The sequence below is a fragment of the Streptomyces sp. JN8 genome, from assembly GCF_055808075.1.
The window spans coordinates 3,317,973-3,339,425 of sequence record NZ_CM147852.1; the positions used below are offsets into that span (position 1 = coordinate 3,317,973).

Sequence of the window (21,453 nt, forward strand, 5' to 3'; positions counted from 1 at the left end):
CGGGGCCCGCGAACAGGTCGGATACCGGTCCTACGACCGGTCGTCGTCGTCTTCCTCCTGCCCATCTTCCTCGCCGAGATCCCACTCCAGCGCATCGGGGTCGTACTCGATCTCCTCACTGCTCCAGGAGGCCTGGACCATCTCGATGCCGGGGACGTCGCGGATCAGGTCGAAGGGCTCGACGAGGTGGGCGAGGGCCTCCGCGCTGTCCTCGTTCGCGGCGGCGCGGGCGGGGACCCGCTCCTCCTCGGGCATGAAGGGGTCGGCGTCGATCCGGGCCTCGGCCGCCGCGGCCAACTCGGCCGGACCGTCGACCTCCAGGACCACATCGACCCGAAGGCGTACATAGCGCGGTGCGTCAGAAGTGCTCATGGGTCGGAGCGTAGGCGCCGGGGCCTCCCGGCTTTCCCACGACCCGCTGTGTTCATTAGCATCGGCGCACCGACCAATTCGCGGTTTCCGCAAGGGGGATCGAAATTTCCGTGTCCGCCGCCCACCGACCACTGCTGACCGCGACCGCCGCGGGCATGCTGCTGTGCGCCCTGTGGTTCGTTCCGTCCGCCAACGCCACCGACGACCGGGGCGGGATGAGGATCGGGGTGACCCAGGACGGCCCCGCCGTGGACGGCGGGCGCCTCGCCGAGACCGGCGACCGGAACACCACGTCCTATCTGCTCGGCGGCACGGGCTTCCTCGGTGTCGGGGCGGGGTTCGTGGCGCTGGCGATGCACCGCCGCGACCGGACGTCCTGACCGCACGCGCAGCGCGCGAGGGCCCGCCCCGGACAGTCCGGGGCGGGCCCTCGCGTCGTGTGCGGGACTCCTCGCCTAGGCGAGCGGTCCGGTGACCGGCTCGACCGCGGCGACCAGGCGGCCCTCGCGGACGAAGGCGTCGGCGGCGGCCAGGTCGGGGGCGAGGAACCGGTCCGGGCCGGGGCCCTCGACGCCCGCCGCGCGCAGCGCCTCGATGGCCGCGGCGGAGGCGGGGGCCGGGGACAGTCCGTGGCGGAGTTCGATGCCGCGGGTGGCGGCGTACAGCTCGACGGCGATGATCCGGTTCAGGTTGCCGATCGCGGTACGCAGCTTGCGGGCGGCGGACCAGCCCATGGAGACGTGGTCCTCCTGCATGGCGGAGGACGGGATGGAGTCGGCGGAGGCCGGGACGGCGAGCCGCTTCATCTCGCTGACCAGGGCGGCCTGGGTGTACTGGGCGATCATCAGGCCCGAGTCGACGCCGGCGTCGTCGGCGAGGAAGGGCGGCAGGCCGTGCGAGCGGTTCTTGTCGAGGAGCCGGTCGGTGCGGCGCTCGGCGATGGAGCCGAGGTCGGCGGCGGCGATGGCGAGGAAGTCGAGGACGTACGCGACGGGGGCGCCGTGGAAGTTGCCGTTGGAGCGGACCTGGCCGTCGGGGAGGACCACCGGGTTGTCGACGGCGGCGGCCAGCTCGCGCTCGGCGACGAGCAGCGCGTGGGCCATGGTGTCGCGGCCGGCGCCGGCGACCTGCGGGGCGCAGCGGACCGAGTAGGCGTCCTGGACGCGGGGGGCCTCGCCGCTCTGGAAGTGGCCGGTGAGCTCGGAGCCCTTGAGCACGGCGAGCATGTTGGCGGCGGAGGCGGCCTGGCCCGGGTGCGGGCGGATGGCGTGCAGTTCCGGTTCGAGGACCTTCTCGGTGCCGAGGAGGGCTTCGAGGGAGAGCGCGGCGGTGATGTCGGCCGACTTGTAGAGGGTGTCGAGGTCGGCGAGGGCCATGATCAGCATGCCGAGCATGCCGTCGGTGCCGTTGAGGAGGGCGAGGCCCTCCTTCTCCTTGAGCTCGACGGGGGCGATGCCGTGGGCGGCGAGCAGTTCGCCGGCGGGCCGCAGCTCGCCGTCGGGGCCCTCGGCGTCGCCTTCGCCCATCAGGGCGAGCGCGCAGTGGGAGAGCGGCGCGAGGTCGCCGGAGCAGCCGAGGGAGCCGTACTCGTGCACGACCGGGGTGATGCCGGCGTTGAGGACGTCCGCCATGGTCTGGGCGACCTCGGGGCGGACCCCGGTGTGGCCGGAGGCGACGGTCTTGAGCCGCAGGAACATCAGGGCGCGGACGACCTCGCGCTCGACGCGCGGGCCCATGCCGGCGGCGTGCGAGCGGACGATGTTGCGCTGGAGCTGGGCGCGGAGGTCGTGGCCGATGTGCCGGGTGGCGAGGGCGCCGAAGCCGGTGGAGACCCCGTAGACGGGCTCGGGCTTGGCGGCGAGCGCGTCGACGATGTTGCGGGCGGCGGCCAGGGCCTCCACGGCCTCGGGCGACAGCTCGACGCGGGCGCCGTGGCGGGCGACGTCGATGACGTCCTGCGGGGTCGTGCCGGACGTGCCGAGGACGACTGTCTGCATATCCATATTCAGCACCCTACGGATTGAAGACCGGCCTGTCACTAGGGGAACTGTCACCGGCCCGGCGGGGGGCGGACCCTTACGGAACCGTGAGCGCCGACAGCATGGACCGGGGCTGCCCGGCGGGTGGGCAGCGGCGGGGTCCCAGTCTGCCGCCCGGGGGCGGCGGCGGCACGGGAGGCGACGCCGGGGGACGCCGTGGAGGGGCCTGAGGGAGCCGTCCTAGGGTCACCCCATGACGAGAACCACGCCGCCGCGCCCGCTCGACGTCGAAGCGCTCTTCCCCGAGCTGGCCGCCCACCGGGGCACGACCACCCGCCTGCATCCGCGGCCGGGACGTCCCGGCGTGTCGGACAGCTCGGTCGGCGGGCCGGTGCTGTGGCCCGCGGACGAACCGTGGCCGGTGTGCACCGAGGCCCACGAACGCGGGCGCGGGCGGCGGCCCGCGGACATCCGCCGCGGGCGCGAGGTCATGGCCGCGGCGTACGCGCGGACGCCGTACGAGGGCCTGACGGAGGAGGAACGGCGCATCGTCGGGGAACTGGAGCGCGAGCACCGGGTGCCGGGGGCCGGCGAGAACGACCCGGTGCCGATGATCGGCCTGGCGCAGCTGTACGCGAGGGACGTGCCGGACCTGCCGGCGGGGCCGGACGGCACCGACCTGCTCCAGGTCTTCTGGTGCCCGTTCGACGCCCACGGCCCCACCGGCTACGGGATGTCGCTGGACGTGCGCTGGCGGAGGGCGTCGGAGGTGACCGACCCGCTGACGGCGCCGCCCGTCCCGGACGTCGTCGGCTACGAGGGGTACGTACCGGAGCCCTGCGTGCTGCACCCGGAGCAGGTGGCCACGTACCCCTTCGCGGGGCTGCTGCCCGAGGAGCTGTGCGAACGGATCTACGCCTGGGAGGAGGCGCTGGAGGAGGAGGCCGAGGAACGGGAGGACGGCGAGGAGGAGGCCGACCCCGTCGGCTACCAGTACGACCTGTCGATCCCGCCCGGCTGGCGGGCCGGCGGGTACGCGTCCTGGCACACGACGGACCCGTACCCGATGGACTGCACGACCTGCGCGACCCCCCTGCACCTGCTGCTGACCGTCGACTCGTCCGAGTGGGACGGCGGCAGCGGAAGCTGGACCCCGCTGGAGGAGCAGGGCCTCCACCCCCGCGTGGCGGCCCTGCCCACCGCGGTCGTCGCAGGCAACCACGGCGAGCTGAACGTCTTCGCCTGCCCCGCCGATCCGGGGCACCCGGCGCGGTGGAGCGTGCAGTAGGTCAGAGCGCGCGGGTCCGCGCGAAGGCGGTGAAGGCGGTCCAGGCGGCGGGGGTGGCGGTGAGCTCGCCCCTGGCGCGGTCCTTGGTGTCGCGGACGCGGACGATGCCGGGGGCGTTGTCGGCGACCTCGATGCAGTTGTCGTTGTCGCCGCTGTACGTGCTCTTGTGCCAGTTCGACTCAGTCATCGTGCTCCATCCTTATGGAACGCATCAGCTCCATGGACTCCCTGGCGCCCAGGGCGTCCTGCCACAGAAGGTCGTAGGCGCGCTGGAAGCGCATCACGACTTTGTGATCCTCCGTGTAGTTGCCCGTACTGAACCCTTCCGTGTAGGCGCCTCGCTTCCCTTCGGGAAGGGTCAGAAGCGCGAAGGACCCCATCACAGAGGCCGCCTTCGCCGGGAGTACGTGAATGTTCACGCTCGGGCGCTGAGCCATGGAGACCAGATGCTCGACCTGCTCCCGCATCGCCTCGCTTCCGCCGACCTTGCGGCGCAGGCCCGCTTCGTCCAACACGGCCACCATCCACGGCGGTTCAGACCGCCTGAGTACGACTTGTCGCTCCAATCGGGTTCGAACGAACCCGTCGATCTGGGCCGGAGTACCTGCGGCACCTCGCTCCATCAGTCCCCGTGCGTAGCTCCCGGTCTGTAGCAGTCCTGGCACTCCCGACGAGAACTCATGGATCGCATCAGCTTCGAGCTGACGGTGCATATAGGTCTTCGCGTAGCTTCTGACGCTCTGTCGACTCAGGACCTTCACGTAGTGGCGGACAGTCTGCCGACTCAGAATCTTCACGAGGTTCACCAAGGAGCCGGGCGGGAGGTGAAGGGCGACTTCCAGCTTCCTCGCCAGTTCCCGATCCGGCGGGTCCTCACCGCGCTCGATCTCCGAGATCCGCGTACTGCTACTGAAGACGGTCGCCGCGAGACGCGACTGCGTCCACTCACGCCCCAGCGCCATCCGCGCCTCGCGGAGCATGCTCCCGAGGTACTGCTCGACACTGTCCCCGGGGTCCAGATCTTGCGCCCCTGGCATATGCCCCGTTCCTCACCTGCGCAATGGCACCCAACTCCTGGTGAGCGTAGGGCCGCACACGCCATCGTGGGGGTGATCCCGAGGAGATCCACCGGAAAGTGAGCCCTCCATGCGCACACCCCCCACCCCACCTCCCATCCGCCCCGTCTCCGAGTCCGAGGCCGCACAGGTCTTCCGGGACCTCAAGGCCGCCATGGACACCGCCGGGCTCTCCACCAGCGGCCTCTACCGGGACGTGACCCGCTCCCCCGGCGGCGACGTTCACCGGTACGGGCTCGGGGTCGTCGGCGTGACCGGCGCGAAGCGGCTGACCGCCCTCCTCCGTGACGCCCGGCGGGACGCTCCGTGAGGTACAAGATCGGGGACGTCGTGACCGACGCGCAGCGCGCACTCACCGGGCGAGTGCGGTCCGTGCACGGGAACCTGCTGACCCTGGCCCGCCCCAGCGGCCACCTCTGGGAGGCGGCGGCGGACGAGTGCTGGACGGCGAGTCCGGAGGAACGGGCGAGCCTGACGCCGCAGGGAGCCGTACGCGTCATCAGCACGTCGCCCACGCGGGGCGAGGGCATCGGGGGCGACGGAGACGCGGAACCGGAAGACGGCCTTCAGGTTCGGTGACCGACCGTCACTCATACGGGCGATCCTCACCCGGTGTGTCGGTTTCGGCATATGCGCGTGCATTACGTTCACAGCAAAGCGGCCCCCGCAAACGGCTGGAACCCGTCGCGAGGGCCTGAACCACCAGTGGAAAGCACCCACCCGTGATCTATCGGCACTTTATCGCGCCCTCTCGCGCCTTCAGCCAGTTCTCTCACGAGATCATCAGGCACCCGCGGCTCGGCTCAGACGCCACGCGCCTGCTCACCTGGCAGCTCTCCCTTCCCGGCCAAGCGCGGGAAACCCTGTCCGAGACCGCCAAACGCGCACGGATCGGCGCGACTTCCTTCATCACCGCCAAGCGCCAGCTCAGGACCGAGGGGTACGTGCACGAGCGGCGGGTGCAGGTGGGCGGCGGGCTCTGGGTCACCCAGCAGCTTGTGTCCAGCACCCCGCTACGGCCCGAGGAAGCATCCAAGATCTTCGCCCGCATGCCCGCCCACAGCGGGGTCGAGCGGGTGTACTCGCAGGTGGCACCGGGTAACGCGGTCCCGGCCGTCGGTCAGCCGATGCCCCCGTCGACCGACGGTCATCCAGAGAAAGACCGCAGGGCCTACACCTCCGACCTTCCGCCGGAGTCCGTTACGAGGTCGGAGGCGGAGGTGGAGAAGGAGGCAGAACCGGAACCGCCGGGGGGCGGGGCGGGTGCGGGTGCGGGTGGGCCGGGGATGGGTTCGGAGTTCGGGGCGGAGTCGTCCGAGGCCGTCGACGGAGTCGCGGGGGTGACACGGCCCGAGGACGAAGTCGCGGACGTGACGCGACCAGTCGCGCAACTCGACGAAGCCCGCGCGCTCGTGGGTTCCTTGCACCTCCTCTCGCCCGCGCTCCGACATATCCCGCCGGGAATGCGCGAGGAGTTGACCCGGCTCGCGGCCCGCTGGCTGGCCGCCGGGTACAGCTCGGCGGATGTTCATGAACACGTCCTGCGCGGGCTGCCCGGCGCGGGAACTCCCGTACAGCGGCCCGGTGGGCTCGTGCGGTACCTGCTCCGGGAGGTCCCGCCCCGCGCGCTCCCGCGGCCCGCGCCGACTCCCCCGGCGTCCGGCTCCCGACTCTCGTCGCGCCTGGAAGGCACGCGGGAGTGCGCGGGCGACGGGCACACCCACCCCATGCTCTTCCGGCCGGTGGCCGACGAGACCTTCTGCGCCGGGTGCCTCGGGGAGCCTCTCAGGGCGGGCCGGGTGCGCGAGTGACGGGTGGGACCGCCCTCTTTCCGAGAGTCGCTCCTTCCGGCGGTGCGTCAAGGGCGCTCCTTCGTCGCGTCGGCTTCGCCGATTCCGCTGCGCTCCACCCTTGACCCACCACCTCCAGGAGCGAAAACACTCTCGGAGGGCGGTCCGGGGGCCGGGGTCCACGCCTGGCTTCGGGCAGCGTTCCTCGCCGCTCGCGTGTGCCGGCCGGTGGGTGGGGGCTTGGTTCGCGGCCGAGGCCGGTGGACCTGCGTCCGCCGGTTCGGGGTGCGCGGTCGTCGAATGGGGCGGTCGGGGTCCGGCTCAGCGGGTTGCGGTCGTGCGTGGTCGGGCTTCAGGCCCCGCTGGTCACTCCCGGTGGGGGGTAGACGAACGAAACTGCGCACTACTCCGGGTAAGAGGCCCTGAGTTAAGCCCCATTCGGGGCCAATCGCCCATTTCGGGCGATGAAACTGCATGAAACGTTCGCCGACTGCTCCTCACCACCCACCAAGGGTGACCAGCGGGGCTTGAGTCCCAGCCTGAGGACGTCGGTCACCCGCTAAGCGCCGCCGGGCCACCCCATTCAACAACCGCGCACCCCGAACCAACCCGACGGAAGCCCACCCGCCCCCGCCGCTGACCAAGCCCCCACCCACCGGCCGACCGACGCACGCGTCGAGCGGCCACTGCCCGGGCCGAACGCGCGGCCCCGCCCCCGGCCGCCCTCCGAGTGTGAAAAGGCGGCCTCCGGCGCCGGGTCAAGGGTGGGCGCAGCCCATCGCGCAGCGACGCGACCGCAGGGAGCGCCCTTGACGCGGTGGTGGAGGCCGCCACACTCGGAACGAGGGCGGCCGCACCCGAGCTGGAACCGGACCGTCACCCCCAGAGCCTCAAGGACCCGCCTCCCCCGACGCCTCCCCCTCGTCCGCCCCCGCCCCCTCACCCGGCAGTCCCACCGGCGGCGCGTCGCGGAAGCGGCGGCGGTCCCGCGCCCCCGGCGGGGCGTCCGCGAGGCGGATGACCGTGCCGTCCCGGCCCGCCACCACCGGCTTCGCCGAGCGCGCCGCCTTGGCCTGGTACTGGGCCGCGTCCGCGAGGCGGAACAGCCGGCGGGCCGACCTCAGCGGGCCGATCGGGTCGCCCGTGGACGCCACCCCGCAGGCCACGCCCTCCCCCAGCTCCAGCTCGGCCGCCCGTACGCAGAGCTCCTCGGCCACCGCCACCACCTCGTCCGCCGTCGGGCCGACCGTCAGCAGGCAGAACTCGTCCCCGCCCAGCCGGGCGGCGAGCGCGCCGGGCAGCATCGCCCCGCAGCGCGACAGGACGGAGCCGAAGCGTTCGAGCAGCCGGTCGCCGACCGCATGGCCGTGCGTGTCGTTGACCCGCTTCAGGCCGTTCAGGTCGCAGACCATCAGGCTGACGACCGACCCGTCCACCCGGTAGCGCTCGATGGCCTCGTCCAGGCGGGTGTCGACCGCCCGCCGGTTGGCGAGTCCGGTGAGCGGGTCGGTGAAGGCCAGCTTCCGGACCTCCTCCAGGCGCTCCGCCTGGGCGATGCCCGCCGCGACCACCGCCGCCAGCACCGTGGCGAAGTCGGCGTCCGCGGCGGCGAAAGGTTTCGCCTGCGGCAGCCGGGCCACGTACAGCTCCCCCCACGCGCGCCCGTGCAGCACGATCGGGGCCACGACACAGCTTCCCCGCCCGCGTCGGCGCAGCCCCGCGACCCGCCCGGTCCGCACCGGGTCGTCGGCGGTCTCCACCCACGCGGACGGGGCGCCGCCGCCCGCCCACTGCTCGTGCAGGAACTCGGTGATCTCGGGGAACTGGTGCACCGGATACGTCTCCGAGTCCGGGAACTCCTCCTCGCCCGGGGCCCGCTCCCCGGCGTTCACCAGGACCTTGAGACGTCCGTGGTCCCGCTGCCAGACGGAGAGGGCGGCGAAGGTCCCGTCGAGCCCCTCGCAGGACCCGAGCGCCGCCGCCCGCCAGAACTCGCGTGGAGTGTGCGCCGCCGCCATCCCCTGCGCCAGCGCCACTACGGCCCGCAGCCGTCCGTCCTCACCCATTCCTCCAGCTTAGGGAGGTTTGGGGCGTTTTCCCCTCCGGGGGATCACCGTGCGTGACAATCGCTACGGAACCGTAGGAAATCACTCCCCGGGCCAGTTCGGCTTCCGCTTCTCGTTGAAGGCCGCGACGCCCTCCGCACGGTCCCCGGAGAACGCCACCGAACGCCAGGCCGCGTCCTCGACCTCAAGGCCCGCCCGCAGGTCCAGGCCCTGCCCCAGCCGCATGGCCTTCTTCGCGGCCCGGAGCCCGACCGGCGAGTTCGCCGCGATCCGGCCGGCCAGCTCCAGGGCCGCCGTCCGCGCGTCCTCCTCCAGGAGGTCGACCAGGCCCAGCTCACGGGCCTCCGCGGCCTCCACCCGGCGGGCCGTGAAGACCAGCTCGGCGGCGCGCGCCGCACCCACTCGGCGCGGGAGCAGCTGCGTACCGCCGCCGCCCGGGATGACGCCCACGGAGACCTCGGGGAGGCCGACCACGGCGGTCGCGTCGGCCACGATCACGTCGCAGGCGAGCGCCAGCTCGAAGCCGCCGCCGAGGGCGAAGCCGTGCACGGCGGCGACGGTCGGCATGGGCAGCTCCAGGACGCCGGTGTAGGCGGCGCGCGCGGTCGGCCGCTGGCGTACCAGCTCGGCGTCGGTGAAGGAGTTGCGCTCCTTGAGGTCGGCGCCGACGCAGAAGGCCCGGTCGTTCGACGAGGTCAGCACGGTGACGCGGACGGAGGCGTCGGCGTCGAGCGCCGCGCAGGCGGCTCCGAGGGAGCGGGCCATCTCCGAGGAGACGGCGTTCATCGCCTTGGGCCGGTCGAGGACCAGCTCGGCGACGTGTCCGTCCCCGTCCTTCCTGACCACGACGAACTCACCAAAGCGCTGCTCGGACATGCCGCACACCCTCCCGGTCAAGGTCTGTTAACGGCTGTTAACAGACGTTCACCGGAGATCCTAGGTGGGGCGGCGGGTCAGGAGCCAGGGTTCGACGACGCCCAGGCCGCGGACGGGCCGCTGCCACATCGGCTGGAGGGCGAAGCGGTAGGTGGCGGCCTTGCGGCCCTCCTTCTCCGCGAGGGCGGCCTCCTCGGCGGCCTCCGTCTCCGAGACGGGTGCCTCCCCGGTCCTGGACAGTTCCTCGGCGAGCGCGCCGTCGACGAGGACGGCGTCCTTCGGCGCTATCGAGGTGAGGCGGCTCGCCAGGTTCACGGTGGTGCCGAAGACGTCGCCCATCCGGGTCGTCACGGTGCCGAAGGCGATGCCGACGCGGAGGGCGGGCATCGTCTCGTCGTGGCTGAGCGTCTCGATGAGGCGCAGGGCGATCTCGGCGGCGGTGCCGGCGTCGTCGGCCGCGTACAGCACCTCGTCGCCGAGGGTCTTGATCAGCCGGCCGCCGTGCGCGGCGACCAGGTCGGCGCAGGTGGTCTCGAAGGCCTCGACGAGTTCGCCGAGCTCCTCCTCCTCCAGGCGGCGGGTCAGCCGGGTGAAGCCGACGAGGTCGGCGAAGCCGACGGCGAGCCGCCGGTCGACCATCTCCTCGTCGTCGGCGGCCTGCACGAGGACCCGACCGGTCGCGGCGGCGAGCTGGCGCCGCCACACGTAGATGAGGAACTCCTCCAGCTCGGGCAGGAGCAGCTCGACCAGCGGATACGTGACCTCGGTGCGGGTCATGCCGGGCTCGGGCGGCTCGGTGAGACCCTCCAGGAAGGAGTCGATCTGCCATTCGGCGAGCCGTGCGGTGGTCTGCCCGGTGGAGCGGGCGACCTGGACCGCCATCGGCTCGCTGAGCAGCCCGGCCTCGACGAGGCCGGCGAGGCGCCGCAGGGCCAGCACGTCGGCCTCGGTGAGCGCCTTGGCCTGGCCGATGTCGGCGAAGCCCATGGCGCGCCAGAAGCGGGAGGCGAGCTCCATGGAGACGCCGGCCGTGCGGGCGGCCTGGAAGGGGGTGTAGCGGCGGTCCGCACCGAGGATGAGCTGTTCGAGGCGGATGGCGAGCGGATCGTCGCTCGGCTCGGCCGTGTGGTCGACCTCGTGATGGGGGGTGGGGTACGCGGGGGCCTCGGGCGCTCGGCCCTCGTTCTCGTCGTCGACGGTCACCGGCCGCCTCCTGCCCGTTCCCTGCCCACTTGCCCTGCCGATCTGTCGCCCTGGATCGCGGTCCACGATACGGCAGGTGTGGCTTGGCTCACGCGCTTACGGCTTTCGCCCCTGTTTCGCGGTCGCGGATCGTGCGGGGACCCGCTGCACGCGGGCCCCCGGGGCGTCCGGCCGCGGAGGGCGCCGCGCGTGTCGGGCCCGGCCCCGCGGCCGGGTGCGCCGGCGTGCGGGGCCGGGCCCCGGCGGGGCGGGTCCGGCGGGTCAGCCGGCCGCCCGCAGGTGGACGATGTCGCCCGCGCCGACCGCCTCGGTGCCGCCGCCCTCCGTGGCGACCACCAGGCGTCCGTCGCCGTCCAGGGCGACCGCCTCGCCCTCCAGCATCCGCTCGCCCGGGAGGTCCGCCCTGACGCGCCGGCCGAGGGTGGCGCAGCCTGCCGCGTAGGTCGCCTGGAGGCCGGACGCGGCGGGGTCCCCGTCGGCCCGGACCCAGTCGCCGTACCACTCGCCGAGGGAGCGCAGGACGGCCCGCAGGAGGGTGTCGCGGTCGGTGGAGACGGCTCCGGCGAGGAGGAGGGAGCCGGCGGCGGGGACGGGCAGCTCGTCCTCGCGGAGGGTGACGTTGATGCCGAGGCCGACGACGACGGCGTCCGCGCCCGCGCGCTCGGCGAGGATGCCGCCGGCCTTGCGCTCCTCGCCCGCCACGGAAACCAGCAGGTCGTTGGGCCATTTGAGGGACATGTCGACTCCGGCGGCCTTCGCGAGGCCGGTGGCGGCCGCGACGCCGGTGAGCAACGGGAGCCAGCCCCAGCGGTGGACCGGGACCTGCGGCTTGAGCAGGACGGAGAGGAAGAGTCCGGAGCGTGCGGGCGCGGTCCAGGTGCGGTCCAGGCGGCCGCGTCCGGAGGTCTGCTCCTCGGCGACGAGGACGGCTCCCTCGGGCAGCTCGTCGGCGCGGGCGGCGAGGTCGCTGTTGGTGGATCCGGTGCCGGTGACCACGTCGAGGGAGGTCCACAGGCCGTCGGGGAGGACGAGGGCGCGGCGCAGTGCGGGGGCGTTCAGCGGGGGCCGGTCGAGGTCGGACCAGGGGCCGCCGGAGCCTTGGGAGGACGTCATGCAAGCCAGAGTAGGTGTGGCAAAGACCGCAGTGCCGAACCGTATCGGCGTGGATACGCTACGGCTCAGTAGGGCAGCAGTAGCCCATTCGTAGTCAACGAACCCCCCGTGACCAGGCAGGGAGCCGCATCCCGATGTCCGAGCCGGCAGAGCAGTACGAGATCGACATTCACACGACCGCGGGCAAGATCGCGGACCTCAAGCGCCGTATCGACGAGGCCACACACGCCGGCTCGGAGCGTGCGGTGGAGAAGCAGCACGCGAAGGGCAAGCTGACCGCGCGCGAGCGGATCGCGCTGCTCCTCGACGAGGGGTCCTTCGTCGAGTTGGACGAGCTGGCCCGGCACCGGTCGACCAACTTCGGCCTGGAGAAGAACCGTCCGTACGGAGACGGTGTCGTCACCGGCTACGGCACGGTCGACGGGCGGCCCGTGGCCGTCTTCTCGCAGGACTTCACGGTCTTCGGCGGCGCGCTCGGCGAGACGTACGGGCAGAAGATCATCAAGGTGATGGACTTCGCGCTGAAGACGGGCTGCCCCGTCGTCGGCATCAACGACTCCGGCGGCGCCCGCATCCAGGAGGGCGTGAGCGCGCTCGGCATGTACGGCGAGATCTTCCGCCGCAACACCCACGCCTCCGGTGTCATCCCGCAGATCTCGCTGGTCGTCGGGCCGTGCGCGGGCGGCGCGGTCTACTCGCCGGCGATCACCGACTTCACGGTCATGGTCGACCAGACCTCGCACATGTTCATCACGGGCCCCGACGTCATCAAGACGGTGACCGGCGAGGACGTGGGCTTCGAGGAGCTGGGCGGCGCGCGCACGCACAACGCGACGTCGGGCGTGGCGCACCACATGGCGGGGGACGAGAAGGACGCCATCGAGTACGTGAAGTCCCTGCTGTCGTACCTCCCGTCGAACAACCTCTCGGAGGCGCCGGCCTTCCCCGAGGTCGCGGACACCGAGGTGACGGACGAGGACCGCGAGCTGGACGTGCTGATCCCGGACTCGGCGAACCAGCCGTACGACATGCACCGGGTCATCGAGCACGTCCTGGACGACGGCGAGTTCCTGGAGACGCAGGCGCTGTTCGCGCCGAACATCCTGACCGGCTTCGGCCGGGTGGAGGGCTTCCCGGTCGGCGTGGTCGCCAACCAGCCGATGCAGTTCGCGGGCTGCCTGGACATCGACGCGTCCGAGAAGGCCGCGCGGTTCGTGCGCACCTGCGACGCCTTCAACATCCCGGTGCTGACCTTCGTGGACGTGCCGGGCTTCCTGCCGGGCGTGGACCAGGAGTACGGCGGCATCATCCGGCGCGGCGCCAAGCTGATCTACGCGTACGCGGAGGCCACGGTGCCGCTGATCACGGTGATCACGCGGAAGGCGTTCGGCGGCGCGTACGACGTGATGGGCTCCAAGCACCTGGGCGCCGACCTGAACCTGGCGTGGCCGACGGCGCAGATCGCGGTCATGGGCGCGCAGGGCGCGGTGAACATCCTGCACCGCCGGACGATCGCGGAGGCGGAGGACCAGGAGTCGGAGCGGGCGCGGCTGATGCAGGAGTACGAGGACGCGCTGCTCAACCCGTACATCGCGGCCGAGCGCGGGTACATCGACGGGGTGGTCCTGCCGTCGGACACGCGCCCGCAGATCGTGAAGGGGCTGCGTCAGCTGCGGACGAAGCGGGAATCCCTGCCTCCGAAGAAGCACGGCAACATCCCGCTCTAGGCCTCCCCGGACGTGACGCTGCAAGGAGTCGACATGATCAAGGTCGTACGAGGAAACCCGACGCCGGAGGAGCTGGCCGCCGCACTGGCGGTGGTTCAGGCGCGGGCCGCGGCGACGGCGGCGGCGTCCGCCGGGAGCGGCGGCCCGGCGGTGCCCGAGGGCTGGTCGGACCCGTCGCGGATCGCGCGGTCGGTGCGTCACCGGCCGGGTCCGCGGGCGTGGGCGCGGTCGTACTGGCCGGTGTAGCCGGTCGTGGAACGGCGCGAAGGGCCGGACTCCCCCCGTGGGAGTCCGGCCCTTCGCGCGTCCCCCACCCGTCACGTACGGCGCAGGAAGAGGCCGGACAGGACGGCTCCGGCGGCGACGAGGGCCGCGTTCACGAGGACCGCGAGGCCGATGCCGTCGAGGAGCACGGGCGAGGTGACGACGACGGCGCTCATGATCGGGGTGCCCATGGTGATGCCGATCTGCTGGGTCATGGTCGCGAGGCCGGTCGCCGTGCCCTGCTCGTGGTCGGGGATCCCGGAGGTGGCGGTGACCATGAAGCCGACGATCGCGAGCATGTTGCCGACGCCGCCCGCGAAGGTCGCGGCGAGCAGCAGCCCGAGGCTGCCCTGCCCCTCGCCGAGTCCGTAGAGGGAGAGGGTGGCGACCGCCTGGAGCAGTCCGCCGGCGACGAGGGCCGTGCGGGCGCCGAAGCGGCCGATGAAGCGGGAGGCGAAGACGCCGCCGAGGACGGTGCCGGCGCCGAGGACGCCGAAGGAGAGGCCGGCGGCGAGGGGGGAGAAGTCGAGGACGTCCTGGAGGTAGAGCGTCATCAGGAAGACCAGCGAGGTCTCGGTGACGAAGGCGACGAGCCCGGCGAGGTTGCCCCAGACGACGGTGCGCCGCTTGAGGACGTGGAGCGGCACGAGGGGGGCCGCGGCCCGGCGCTCGACGAGGACGAAGGCGACCAGGAGCGCGGCGCCGGCGGCGAGGGCGGTGAGCGCGGTGGGGTCGGTCCAGCCGTGCTCGCCGCTGACGGTCAGGCCGTAGACGAGGGCGAGGAGGCCTCCGGTGACGGTGATCGCGCCGGGGACGTCGAGGCGGGGGCGGACGGCCGGGCGGCTCTCGGCGAGGACGGCGGGGGCGACGAGGAGGACGGCGAGGGCCACCGGGACGTTGACGAGGAACGCCCAGCGCCAGGAGAGCAGGTCGGTGAGGACGCCGCCGAGGATCGCGCCGGTGGTGAAGCCGGCGGACATGAGGGCGCCGTTCAGTCCGAGCGCGCGGGCCCGCAGCGGGCCCTCGGGGAAGGAGGCGGTGAGCAGGGAGAGCCCGGCGGGGGTGACGGCGGCGGTGGCGAGGCCTTGGGCGACGCGGGCGGCCATCAGCATCTCGGGACCGGTGGCGAGTCCGCCGACGAGTGAGGAGACGCCGAGGAGCGCCATGCCGCCGAGGAAGAGCCGACGGCGTCCGACGAGGTCGGCGACGCGCCCGAAGAGCAGGGTGAATCCGGCCGCCGCGAGGGCGAAGGCGGTGGCGATCCACTGGAGGCCGCCGAGGGTGAAGCCGAGTCCCTCGCCGATGGCGGGCAGCGCGACGTTCAGGATCGAGAAGTCGACGGCGAGCATGAACTGGGCGAGGAGGAGGACGACGAGGACGAGCCGCATCCGTCCGGTCATGCGTGCGTCGGCGGGCCCGGCGGCGGGCGCCGCGGTCTGTTCGACGGGCTCGGGGTGATCCAGGGCAACCATGCGTACCGACCCCTTAATGGGAGATTGGTTCCGTTAAGATGTCCCGTACCGTAGCAGAGTCGATGGCGTTAATGGAACAGGAGACCCATTTGACTGAGAGCCAGCCGGCCTCGCCCGGCACCCTGCGCCCCGGCGGCCGCACCGCGAAGGTCCGCAGGGCCGTCCTCGACGCCACCCGGGACGCACTCGCCGACACCGGCTTCCACGCCCTGAACATGGACCGCATCGCCGCCACCGCGGGCGTCGGCAAGACCACCGTCTACCGCCGCTGGGGCTCCCCCGTCGGCCTGGTCACCGACCTCCTGCACGACATGGCCGAGCAGTCCCTGCCCGCCTCCGACACCGGCAGCCTCGCGGGCGACCTCCGGGCCAACGCCGAACTGGTCCGCGCCACCCTCACCGACGCACGGATGGGCGCCGTCTTCCACGCGGTCATCGCGGCGGCCGCCTGCGACGAGGACTGCGCGCACGCGCTCGCGGACTTCTACCGGACCCGGCTCGGCGAGTGGGCGCCCGTCGTCGCCAAGGGCGCGGCCCGCGGCGAGGTCCCGGCGGGCACCGACCCGACCGAACTCCTCCGCGCCGTCTCCGCGCCGCTCTACTACCGTTTCGCGGTCACCCGCGAGGAGATCACGGCGGACGTGGCGGAGCGGGCCGTCACGGCCGCGCTCGCGGCGGCCCGGGACGGCGTGTTCACCGGGACCCGGCCGGCCGGCGGCCCCCCGGCCGTCCGCGAATAGTCCCCCGGCACCGGGGCGCCTGAGTATCCGTACTCAGGCGTTCCGCCCGCCCCGCCCTCAGGATCGGAGGCATGCTGTGGTCCGACCCGAAGAACCAGCCGCCGAAGTTCATGCGCGACATGCAGGCGATGCTCCGCCGCGCGGGCGTCCTGCTGGCACTGGCGATGGTGGTGGCGATGTTCGCGGTCAGCGCACGCTGAGCCCGCGACTGACTACGCTGCCCCCATGACTGCTGATCCGCGCCGTGTCGTCCTCGCCTCCGCCTCCCCCGCCCGGCTCGGCCTGCTCCGGCAGGCCGGGCTCGCGCCCGAGGTGATCGTGAGCGGCGTCGACGAGGAGAAGGTGCACGCCCCGACCCCGGCCGAGCTCGCCCTCACCCTCGCGGAGATGAAGGCCGCCCATGTCGCCGCGCGCCCCGAGGCGTTCGGCGCCCTGGTCATCGGCTGCGACTCGGTCCTGGAGCTCGACGGCCAGGCCCTCGGCAAGCCGGCGGACGCCGAGGAGGCCACCGCGCGCTGGAAGGCCATGCGCGGCCGCGTCGGCATCCTCCAGACCGGCCACTGCGTGTACGACACGGCCGCCAAGCGCCACGAGTCGGCGACGGCCTCCACCGTCGTCCGCTTCGGCGAGCCCACCGACGCCGAGATCGCCGCGTACGTGGCCAGCGGCGAACCGCTGCACGTGGCGGGGGCGTTCACCCTGGACGGCCGCTCCGCCCCCTTCGTCGACGGCATCGACGGCGACCCGGGCAACGTCATCGGCCTGTCCCTGCCGCTGCTGCGCACCCTGCTCGGGAAGCTGGGCGTGCAGATCACCGACCTCTGGGCCTGACGGCCCGTCGCGCGGCCGCCGGCCTCCCCGGCGGCCGCCCTCGCGCCCCGCGAACGCCGGTCCCTCCGCAGCCGGACGGCGGCGACTACGCCGGGACCGGCGCCCCCTCGCGGGGCCCGGCACCCTTCTCGTCCCCCTTGCCGTACGCCACGAGGGTGAGCACGATCAGCCCGAGCACGAGCATCATGAAGCCGAACGCGCCCCAGCCGATCAGGCCGACGGTGACCGCGCCGAGGATCCCGTGCACGACCGCGCACCCGATCAGCAGACCCCGGCCGACGCGCCCGGGACGTCGGTCGCGAAGACCGGCGACGAGCGCCACGAGGCCGCACAGCGCGAGGGCGATCCCGGAGGCGATGCCGAGCGCCCAGGTGCCCGCGTACATCGCGTCCGGGTCCATGCCGTCGAGGGACATCGTCTGGATCTTCACGAAGCGCGCCATCACGGCGTTGACCGCGACGATCCCCGGCGCCTCCAGGAAGAGCACCGCCGCCGTCACGAGAGCTATCGGTCTGCGGGCCACCTCGGCCACCCCCTGGATACGACTGTTACCGACAGTACGATCGACTGCGCGAAGGCTACTGGCCGGTAAACCCCTGGACAAGAGTGTGCGCACGACCGGCGACGGCGGACGCCAGGGCAAAGAATCATTGGGCCATTCGTAGGGACTCGACAAAGAAACCCGAATGGCGACTGGCCGCGCGAACAGAGACCTGCGCCACACCTCGGAGCTACTGTGCCGTAAAGGAACCCTGCGTACCGTGGTGCGACAAGGGAATTCACGACCCGAGCAGGCCCGAGGTCACGCTCCGTGTGGGCAAGCTCACCACTGGGGACGGGTCGAAAGGCCGTGTCGGCAGTCCCTAAACTCAGCTTGTTTCAAGGAGGGAGCCATCGTGCGCAAGGTGCTCATCGCCAACCGTGGCGAAATCGCTGTCCGTGTGGCCCGGGCGTGCCGGGACGCGGGTATCGGCAGCGTGGCCGTGTACGCCGAGCCGGACCGGGATGCCCTGCATGTCCGGGCGGCTGACGAGGCGTTCGCTCTGGGCGGTGACACCCCGGCGACCAGTTACCTGGACATCGCCAAGGTGTTGCAGGCGGCCAAGGACTCGGGCGCGGACGCGGTCCACCCCGGCTACGGCTTCCTCTCCGAGAACGCGGAGTTCGCGCAGGCCGTCCTCGACGCCGGCCTGACCTGGATCGGCCCGCCGCCGCACGCCATCCGCGACCTGGGCGACAAGGTGGCCGCACGTCACATCGCGCAGCGCGCCGGCGCCCCGCTCGTCGCCGGCACCCCCGACCCGGTCTCCGGCAGCGACGAGGTCGTCGCCTTCGCCGAGGAGCACGGGCTGCCCATCGCGATCAAGGCCGCCTTCGGCGGCGGCGGTCGCGGCCTGAAGGTGGCGCGGACCCTGGAGGAGGTCCCGGAGCTGTACGACTCCGCCGTCCGCGAGGCCGTCGCGGCCTTCGGCCGGGGCGAGTGCTTCGTCGAGCGCTACCTCGACCGGCCCCGCCACGTCGAGACCCAGTGCCTCGCCGACACCCACGGGAACGTGGTCGTCGTCTCCACCCGTGACTGCTCGCTCCAGCGCCGCCACCAGAAGCTCGTCGAGGAGGCCCCCGCGCCGTTCCTGACGGACGCGCAGAACGCGGAGCTGTACGCGGCGTCGAAGGCGATCCTGAAGGAGGCCGGCTACGTCGGCGCCGGCACGGTCGAGTTCCTCGTCGCCGCGGACGGCACGATCTCCTTCCTGGAGGTCAACACCCGCCTCCAGGTCGAGCACCCGGTCACCGAGGAGGTCTCCGGCATCGACCTGGTCCGCGAGATGTTCCGGATCGCCGACGGCGAGGAGCTGGGCTACGACGACCCGGCCATAAGGGGTCACTCCTTCGAGTTCCGCATCAACGGCGAGGACCCGGGCCGCGGCTTCCTGCCCGCCCCCGGCACGGTCACCCTGTTCGACCCGCCGAGCGGCCCCGGCGTCCGTCTGGACGCGGGCGTCGAGTCCGGCAGCGTCATCGGCCCGGCCTGGGACTCGCTCCTCGCCAAGCTGATCGTCACCGGCGCCACCCGTGAGCAGGCCCTCCAGCGTGCCGCGCGGGCCCTCGCCGAGTTCAAGGTGGAGGGCATGGCCACGGCCATCCCGTTCCACCAGGCCGTCGTCGTCGACCCCGCCTTCACCGCCGACCCGTTCCAGGTCCACACCCGGTGGATCGAGACCGAGTTCGTCAACGAGATCAAGCCGTTCGCCCCGGCCGGCGCCGACGCCGACGAGGACGAGTCCGGCCGCGAGACCATCGTGGTCGAGGTCGGCGGCAAGCGCCTGGAGGTCTCGCTGCCCTCCTCGCTCGGCATGACGCTGGCCCGCACGGGCCTCGCGGCCGGTGCGAAGCCGAAGCGCCGCGCCGCCAAGAAGTCCGGCCCGGCCGCCTCCGGCGACACCCTCGCCTCCCCGATGCAGGGCACGATCGTGAAGATCGCGGTCGAGGAGGGCCAGGAGGTCAAGGAGGGCGACCTGATCGTCGTCCTGGAGGCCATGAAGATGGAGCAGCCGCTCAACGCGCACCGCTCCGGCACCGTCAAGGGCCTGACCGCCGAGGTCGGCGCCTCGATCACCTCCGGCGCGGCGATCTGCGACATCAAGGACTGACGCAGGACCGGAGACCGGCCGACGGTCACCGAGTACGGTACGAAGGGCCCGCAGGCAGCCGCCTGCGGGCCCTTCGTCGAGGGGAGGGCGATCCACCAGCCATGCGAGCCGACGCACGACGCAACCACGAACGGCTGCTCATCGAAGCCCGCGCCACCTTCGCCGGACAGGGCGCCGACGCGCCCCTCGAAGAGATCGCACGCCGCGCGGGCGTGGGCATCGGCACCCTCTACCGCCACTTTCCCACCCGGGCCGAACTGCTCAGCGCGGTCTTCCAGGAGGCCCTGGCGGAGCTGCTGCACCGCTCGGCCGAGCTCGCGGAGGCCGAGGAGCCGTGCCGGGCGCTCGTGGACTGGCTGCGGGCGCTGATCGCCCACGCGGGCGAGTACCGCGGGCTCGCCCACGCGCTGATGTCCGCCTCGTACGACCGGAGTTCGGCGCTCGCCCAGTGCAGCGAGCCGCTGCGCGCGGCGGGCGAGCGGCTGCTCGGACGCGCCAGGGAGGCGGGTCAGGTGCGCGCCGACGTGTCGATCGGCGACCTGATGCAGCTGACCAACGCGATCGCGCTGGCGGCGGAACAGTGCCCGGAGGACGCGGAGTTGGCGGACCGCCTGCTCGCGCTGACGCTTCGGGGCATCAAGGACTGAGACGAGCCCGCCGGGTCGGCGGCGAGGCTCGGCGACGGCGCGCGGGACCCCTGGGGGAGGGCCCCCGAGCTGCCGGGGTCTGTCGTCGCGGGGCGGACGGGAGCCTGCCCCCTAGGGGGTGTCTTGTCGATCAGGCCGGGCTCGCGGGGGCTGGTGCCGCGCCTCGCCGCGTTGTCGTCGGTCGGCATGGCTCCGCCATGCCTCCCTCCTCCGCCTTGCGATCCACGGCACCAGCCCCCGCTCCCTGATCCGGCCTGATCGACAAGACACCCCCTAGCGGCGCCGCATGTCCGCGACCCGCGCGGTGCGCTCCAGCGTCTCGGCGGCCATCCCTCCGCCCGGCCCCCGGAACTGGCCCGCCGCCATGCGGCCGCGCTGCACCGGGAGCGGCATGTCACGGCGGGGCCGGGCGCCCGGGGGGACCTGGTCACCGCCCGCGGGGCCGCCCGCGGCGCCCGTGCCGGCGACGGCGATCTGCACGCCCTGGTCGGCGAGGGCCTGGAGCTCGGTGGCGGCCCGGTCGTCGTGGGCGGGCGGCTCGTCGGTCACCAGGCGGGTGATGACGTCCGTGGGCACCGTCTGGAACATGGTGTCGGAGCCGAGCTTGGTGTGGTCGGCGAGGACCACGACCTCGGCCGCCGCCTGGACCAGCGCCCGGTCCACGCTCGCGGAGAGCATGTTGGACGTGGAGAGGCCGCGCTCCGCGGTGAGTCCGCTCCCGGAGAGGAAGGCGCGCGAGACCCGGAGCCCCTGGAGGGACTGCTCGGCACCACTGCCCACCAGGGCGTAGTTGGAGCCGCGCAGGGTGCCGCCGGTCATGACGACCTCGACCCGGTTGGCGTGCGCGAGGGCCTGGGCGACCAGGAGCGAGTTGGTGACCACGGTCAGGCCGGGCACGCGGGCGAGCCGGCGGGCCAGCTCCTGCGTGGTCGTCCCGGCGCCGACGACGATGGCCTCGCCTTCTTCGACGAGGCTCGCGGCGACGTCGGCGATGGCCGTCTTCTCCGCGGTCGCGAGATGGGATTTCTGCGGGAAGCCGGATTCTCGCGTGAATCCGCCCGGCAACACCGCACCGCCGTGGCGGCGGTCGAGGAGTCCTTCTGCCTCAAGGGCCCGTACGTCTCTCCGTACGGTCACCTCAGAGGTCTGGACGACGCGGGCGAGCTCGCGGAGCGACACGGCCCCATTGGCTCGCACCATTTCGAGGATCAACTGGCGACGTTCTGCAGCGAACACGAAACTGACAGTAACGTGACCGGCCGATACTTTTCAGCACTATGCGCCGAATTGCAGAAGATGCACACAGACGGGGCCTCCAAGTGGTATGAGAGGCCCCGCCGTTGACCCGTGGCGGGCCC

The 21,453-nt window shown here is 72.7% G+C and carries 23 protein-coding genes; 12 read left to right on the top strand and 11 right to left on the bottom strand.

All coding sequences use genetic code 11. From position 1 onward, the window contains the following. Window positions 1–30: 30 nt before the first annotated feature. Window positions 31–372 (bottom strand): hypothetical protein, encoded by a 342-nt coding sequence (locus ACY0MR_RS14235; protein ID WP_388792983.1) that lies wholly within the window; start codon window positions 370–372, stop codon window positions 31–33. Window positions 373–482: 110 nt separating this feature from the next. Here ACY0MR_RS14235 and ACY0MR_RS14240 point away from each other — a divergent pair, with 110 nt between their 5' ends. Beyond that, window positions 483–752, top strand: coding sequence for an LPXTG cell wall anchor domain-containing protein (locus ACY0MR_RS14240; RefSeq protein ID WP_361846353.1), 270 nt, complete (start codon window positions 483–485; stop codon window positions 750–752). A 75-nt stretch (window positions 753–827) separates the two neighbouring features. Here the strand turns inward: ACY0MR_RS14240 and hutH are convergent, their stop codons facing one another. Continuing rightward, window positions 828–2,369 (bottom strand): histidine ammonia-lyase, encoded by a 1,542-nt coding sequence (gene hutH / locus ACY0MR_RS14245; RefSeq protein ID WP_404079700.1) that lies wholly within the window; start codon window positions 2,367–2,369, stop codon window positions 828–830. Window positions 2,370–2,604: 235 nt separating this feature from the next. Here hutH and ACY0MR_RS14250 point away from each other — a divergent pair, with 235 nt between their 5' ends. Continuing rightward, on the top strand, window positions 2,605–3,639 hold the full coding sequence (locus tag ACY0MR_RS14250) for a hypothetical protein (protein WP_404079263.1): 1,035 nt from the start codon (window positions 2,605–2,607) through the stop codon (window positions 3,637–3,639). Window position 3,640: 1 nt separating this feature from the next. Here ACY0MR_RS14250 and ACY0MR_RS14255 read toward each other — a convergent pair whose 3' ends face one another. Beyond that, the gene (locus tag ACY0MR_RS14255) at window positions 3,641–3,826 is read right to left on the bottom strand and encodes a DUF397 domain-containing protein (RefSeq protein ID WP_473561005.1); all 186 of its coding nucleotides are present in this window, start codon (window positions 3,824–3,826) and stop codon (window positions 3,641–3,643) included. Continuing rightward, complete coding sequence (locus ACY0MR_RS14260; RefSeq protein WP_473561007.1) at window positions 3,819–4,619, bottom strand: helix-turn-helix domain-containing protein; 801 nt, start codon at window positions 4,617–4,619, stop codon at window positions 3,819–3,821. The genes ACY0MR_RS14255 and ACY0MR_RS14260 overlap by 8 nt, the downstream gene beginning before the upstream one ends. Window positions 4,620–4,785: 166 nt before the next feature. Here ACY0MR_RS14260 and ACY0MR_RS14265 point away from each other — a divergent pair, with 166 nt between their 5' ends. The 3 genes from ACY0MR_RS14265 (at window position 4,786) to ACY0MR_RS14275 (ending at window position 6,526) form a co-directional block, all read left to right on the top strand. After that, window positions 4,786–5,025 (top strand): hypothetical protein, encoded by a 240-nt coding sequence (locus ACY0MR_RS14265; RefSeq protein WP_473561009.1) that lies wholly within the window; start codon window positions 4,786–4,788, stop codon window positions 5,023–5,025. Continuing rightward, complete coding sequence (locus ACY0MR_RS14270; protein WP_473561011.1) at window positions 5,022–5,294, top strand: hypothetical protein; 273 nt, start codon at window positions 5,022–5,024, stop codon at window positions 5,292–5,294. Before ACY0MR_RS14265 ends, ACY0MR_RS14270 begins: the two co-directional genes overlap by 4 nt. A 143-nt stretch (window positions 5,295–5,437) precedes the next feature. Further along, window positions 5,438–6,526, top strand: a complete 1,089-nt coding sequence (locus ACY0MR_RS14275; RefSeq protein ID WP_473561014.1) for a hypothetical protein — start codon at window positions 5,438–5,440, stop codon at window positions 6,524–6,526. Between the two features lie 869 nt (window positions 6,527–7,395). Here the strand turns inward: ACY0MR_RS14275 and ACY0MR_RS14280 are convergent. The 4 genes from ACY0MR_RS14280 to ACY0MR_RS14295 all read right to left on the bottom strand — a co-directional run bounded on the left by ACY0MR_RS14280 (window position 7,396) and on the right by ACY0MR_RS14295 (window position 11,763). Further along, window positions 7,396–8,571, bottom strand: coding sequence for a GGDEF domain-containing protein (locus tag ACY0MR_RS14280; RefSeq protein WP_404079272.1), 1,176 nt, complete (start codon window positions 8,569–8,571; stop codon window positions 7,396–7,398). 81 nt (window positions 8,572–8,652) lie between these two features. After that, on the bottom strand, window positions 8,653–9,447 hold the full coding sequence (locus tag ACY0MR_RS14285; RefSeq protein ID WP_473561016.1) for an enoyl-CoA hydratase/isomerase family protein: 795 nt from the start codon (window positions 9,445–9,447) through the stop codon (window positions 8,653–8,655). 60 nt (window positions 9,448–9,507) lie between these two features. Further along, window positions 9,508–10,650, bottom strand: a complete 1,143-nt coding sequence (locus tag ACY0MR_RS14290; RefSeq protein ID WP_473561018.1) for an adenylate/guanylate cyclase domain-containing protein — start codon at window positions 10,648–10,650, stop codon at window positions 9,508–9,510. A 261-nt stretch (window positions 10,651–10,911) separates the two neighbouring features. Beyond that, window positions 10,912–11,763 carry a biotin--[acetyl-CoA-carboxylase] ligase gene (locus ACY0MR_RS14295; protein WP_361863293.1) on the bottom strand — a complete coding sequence of 284 codons (852 nt, stop codon included), beginning with the start codon at window positions 11,761–11,763 and terminating at the stop codon, window positions 10,912–10,914. 134 nt (window positions 11,764–11,897) lie between these two features. On the opposite strand from ACY0MR_RS14295, the gene ACY0MR_RS14300 reads away from it, so the two are divergent. Both ACY0MR_RS14300 and ACY0MR_RS14305 read left to right on the top strand, forming a co-directional pair. After that, window positions 11,898–13,490 (top strand): acyl-CoA carboxylase subunit beta, encoded by a 1,593-nt coding sequence (locus ACY0MR_RS14300; protein ID WP_388792964.1) that lies wholly within the window; start codon window positions 11,898–11,900, stop codon window positions 13,488–13,490. A 33-nt stretch (window positions 13,491–13,523) separates the two neighbouring features. Continuing rightward, window positions 13,524–13,736 (top strand): acyl-CoA carboxylase epsilon subunit, encoded by a 213-nt coding sequence (locus tag ACY0MR_RS14305; RefSeq protein WP_055603833.1) that lies wholly within the window; start codon window positions 13,524–13,526, stop codon window positions 13,734–13,736. 71 nt (window positions 13,737–13,807) lie between these two features. Here the strand turns inward: ACY0MR_RS14305 and ACY0MR_RS14310 are convergent, their stop codons facing one another. Further along, window positions 13,808–15,226 (bottom strand): MFS transporter, encoded by a 1,419-nt coding sequence (locus ACY0MR_RS14310; RefSeq protein WP_473561021.1) that lies wholly within the window; start codon window positions 15,224–15,226, stop codon window positions 13,808–13,810. A gap of 38 nt (window positions 15,227–15,264) precedes the next feature. Between ACY0MR_RS14310 and ACY0MR_RS14315 the strand changes: the two genes are divergently transcribed. From ACY0MR_RS14315 to ACY0MR_RS14325, 3 genes are all read left to right on the top strand, one after another. Next, a complete protein-coding gene (locus ACY0MR_RS14315; RefSeq protein WP_388792960.1) occupies window positions 15,265–15,966 on the top strand; it encodes a TetR/AcrR family transcriptional regulator in 702 nt (233 codons plus the stop codon). A gap of 71 nt (window positions 15,967–16,037) precedes the next feature. Beyond that, entirely contained in the window at window positions 16,038–16,166 is a 129-nt protein-coding gene (gene mmpB / locus ACY0MR_RS14320; RefSeq protein ID WP_261993113.1) for a morphogenic membrane protein MmpB, read from the top strand. A 25-nt stretch (window positions 16,167–16,191) separates the two neighbouring features. After that, complete coding sequence (locus ACY0MR_RS14325; protein ID WP_361863082.1) at window positions 16,192–16,797, top strand: Maf family protein; 606 nt, start codon at window positions 16,192–16,194, stop codon at window positions 16,795–16,797. 85 nt (window positions 16,798–16,882) lie between these two features. On the opposite strand, the gene ACY0MR_RS14330 is transcribed toward ACY0MR_RS14325, so the two are convergent. Beyond that, window positions 16,883–17,320, bottom strand: a complete 438-nt coding sequence (locus tag ACY0MR_RS14330; RefSeq protein ID WP_388792956.1) for a hypothetical protein — start codon at window positions 17,318–17,320, stop codon at window positions 16,883–16,885. A 373-nt stretch (window positions 17,321–17,693) separates the two neighbouring features. Between ACY0MR_RS14330 and ACY0MR_RS14335 the strand changes: the two genes are divergently transcribed. Continuing rightward, window positions 17,694–19,448, top strand: a complete 1,755-nt coding sequence (locus ACY0MR_RS14335; RefSeq protein WP_404079279.1) for an acetyl/propionyl/methylcrotonyl-CoA carboxylase subunit alpha — start codon at window positions 17,694–17,696, stop codon at window positions 19,446–19,448. A gap of 101 nt (window positions 19,449–19,549) precedes the next feature. After that, entirely contained in the window at window positions 19,550–20,095 is a 546-nt protein-coding gene (locus ACY0MR_RS14340) for a TetR/AcrR family transcriptional regulator (RefSeq protein ID WP_388792954.1), read from the top strand. Window positions 20,096–20,368: 273 nt separating this feature from the next. On the opposite strand, the gene ACY0MR_RS14345 is transcribed toward ACY0MR_RS14340, so the two are convergent. Next, complete coding sequence (locus ACY0MR_RS14345) at window positions 20,369–21,295, bottom strand: DeoR/GlpR family DNA-binding transcription regulator (RefSeq protein ID WP_383591490.1); 927 nt, start codon at window positions 21,293–21,295, stop codon at window positions 20,369–20,371. Between the last annotated feature and the right edge of the window lie 158 nt (window positions 21,296–21,453).

What these genes read in the sequence shown, in the direction of transcription:
- ACY0MR_RS14235 (WP_388792983.1), bottom strand. Translation starts at nt 372, where the DNA reads ATGAGCACTTCTGACGCACCGCGCTATGTACGCCTTCGGGTCGATGTG.
- hutH (WP_404079700.1), bottom strand. Translation starts at nt 2,369, where the DNA reads ATGCAGACAGTCGTCCTCGGCACGTCCGGCACGACCCCGCAGGACGTC.
- ACY0MR_RS14250 (WP_404079263.1), top strand. Translation starts at nt 2,605, where the DNA reads ATGACGAGAACCACGCCGCCGCGCCCGCTCGACGTCGAAGCGCTCTTC.
- ACY0MR_RS14255 (WP_473561005.1), bottom strand. Translation starts at nt 3,826, where the DNA reads ATGACTGAGTCGAACTGGCACAAGAGCACGTACAGCGGCGACAACGAC.
- ACY0MR_RS14260 (WP_473561007.1), bottom strand. Translation starts at nt 4,619, where the DNA reads ATGCTCCGCGAGGCGCGGATGGCGCTGGGGCGTGAGTGGACGCAGTCG.
- ACY0MR_RS14265 (WP_473561009.1), top strand. Translation starts at nt 4,786, where the DNA reads ATGCGCACACCCCCCACCCCACCTCCCATCCGCCCCGTCTCCGAGTCC.
- ACY0MR_RS14280 (WP_404079272.1), bottom strand. Translation starts at nt 8,571, where the DNA reads ATGGGTGAGGACGGACGGCTGCGGGCCGTAGTGGCGCTGGCGCAGGGG.
- ACY0MR_RS14285 (WP_473561016.1), bottom strand. Translation starts at nt 9,447, where the DNA reads ATGTCCGAGCAGCGCTTTGGTGAGTTCGTCGTGGTCAGGAAGGACGGG.
- ACY0MR_RS14295 (WP_361863293.1), bottom strand. Translation starts at nt 11,763, where the DNA reads ATGACGTCCTCCCAAGGCTCCGGCGGCCCCTGGTCCGACCTCGACCGG.
- ACY0MR_RS14300 (WP_388792964.1), top strand. Translation starts at nt 11,898, where the DNA reads ATGTCCGAGCCGGCAGAGCAGTACGAGATCGACATTCACACGACCGCG.
- ACY0MR_RS14305 (WP_055603833.1), top strand. Translation starts at nt 13,524, where the DNA reads ATGATCAAGGTCGTACGAGGAAACCCGACGCCGGAGGAGCTGGCCGCC.
- ACY0MR_RS14310 (WP_473561021.1), bottom strand. Translation starts at nt 15,226, where the DNA reads ATGGTTGCCCTGGATCACCCCGAGCCCGTCGAACAGACCGCGGCGCCC.
- ACY0MR_RS14315 (WP_388792960.1), top strand. Translation starts at nt 15,265, where the DNA reads ATGTCCCGTACCGTAGCAGAGTCGATGGCGTTAATGGAACAGGAGACC.
- mmpB (WP_261993113.1), top strand. Translation starts at nt 16,038, where the DNA reads ATGCTGTGGTCCGACCCGAAGAACCAGCCGCCGAAGTTCATGCGCGAC.
- ACY0MR_RS14325 (WP_361863082.1), top strand. Translation starts at nt 16,192, where the DNA reads ATGACTGCTGATCCGCGCCGTGTCGTCCTCGCCTCCGCCTCCCCCGCC.
- ACY0MR_RS14340 (WP_388792954.1), top strand. Translation starts at nt 19,550, where the DNA reads ATGCGAGCCGACGCACGACGCAACCACGAACGGCTGCTCATCGAAGCC.
- ACY0MR_RS14345 (WP_383591490.1), bottom strand. Translation starts at nt 21,295, where the DNA reads ATGGTGCGAGCCAATGGGGCCGTGTCGCTCCGCGAGCTCGCCCGCGTC.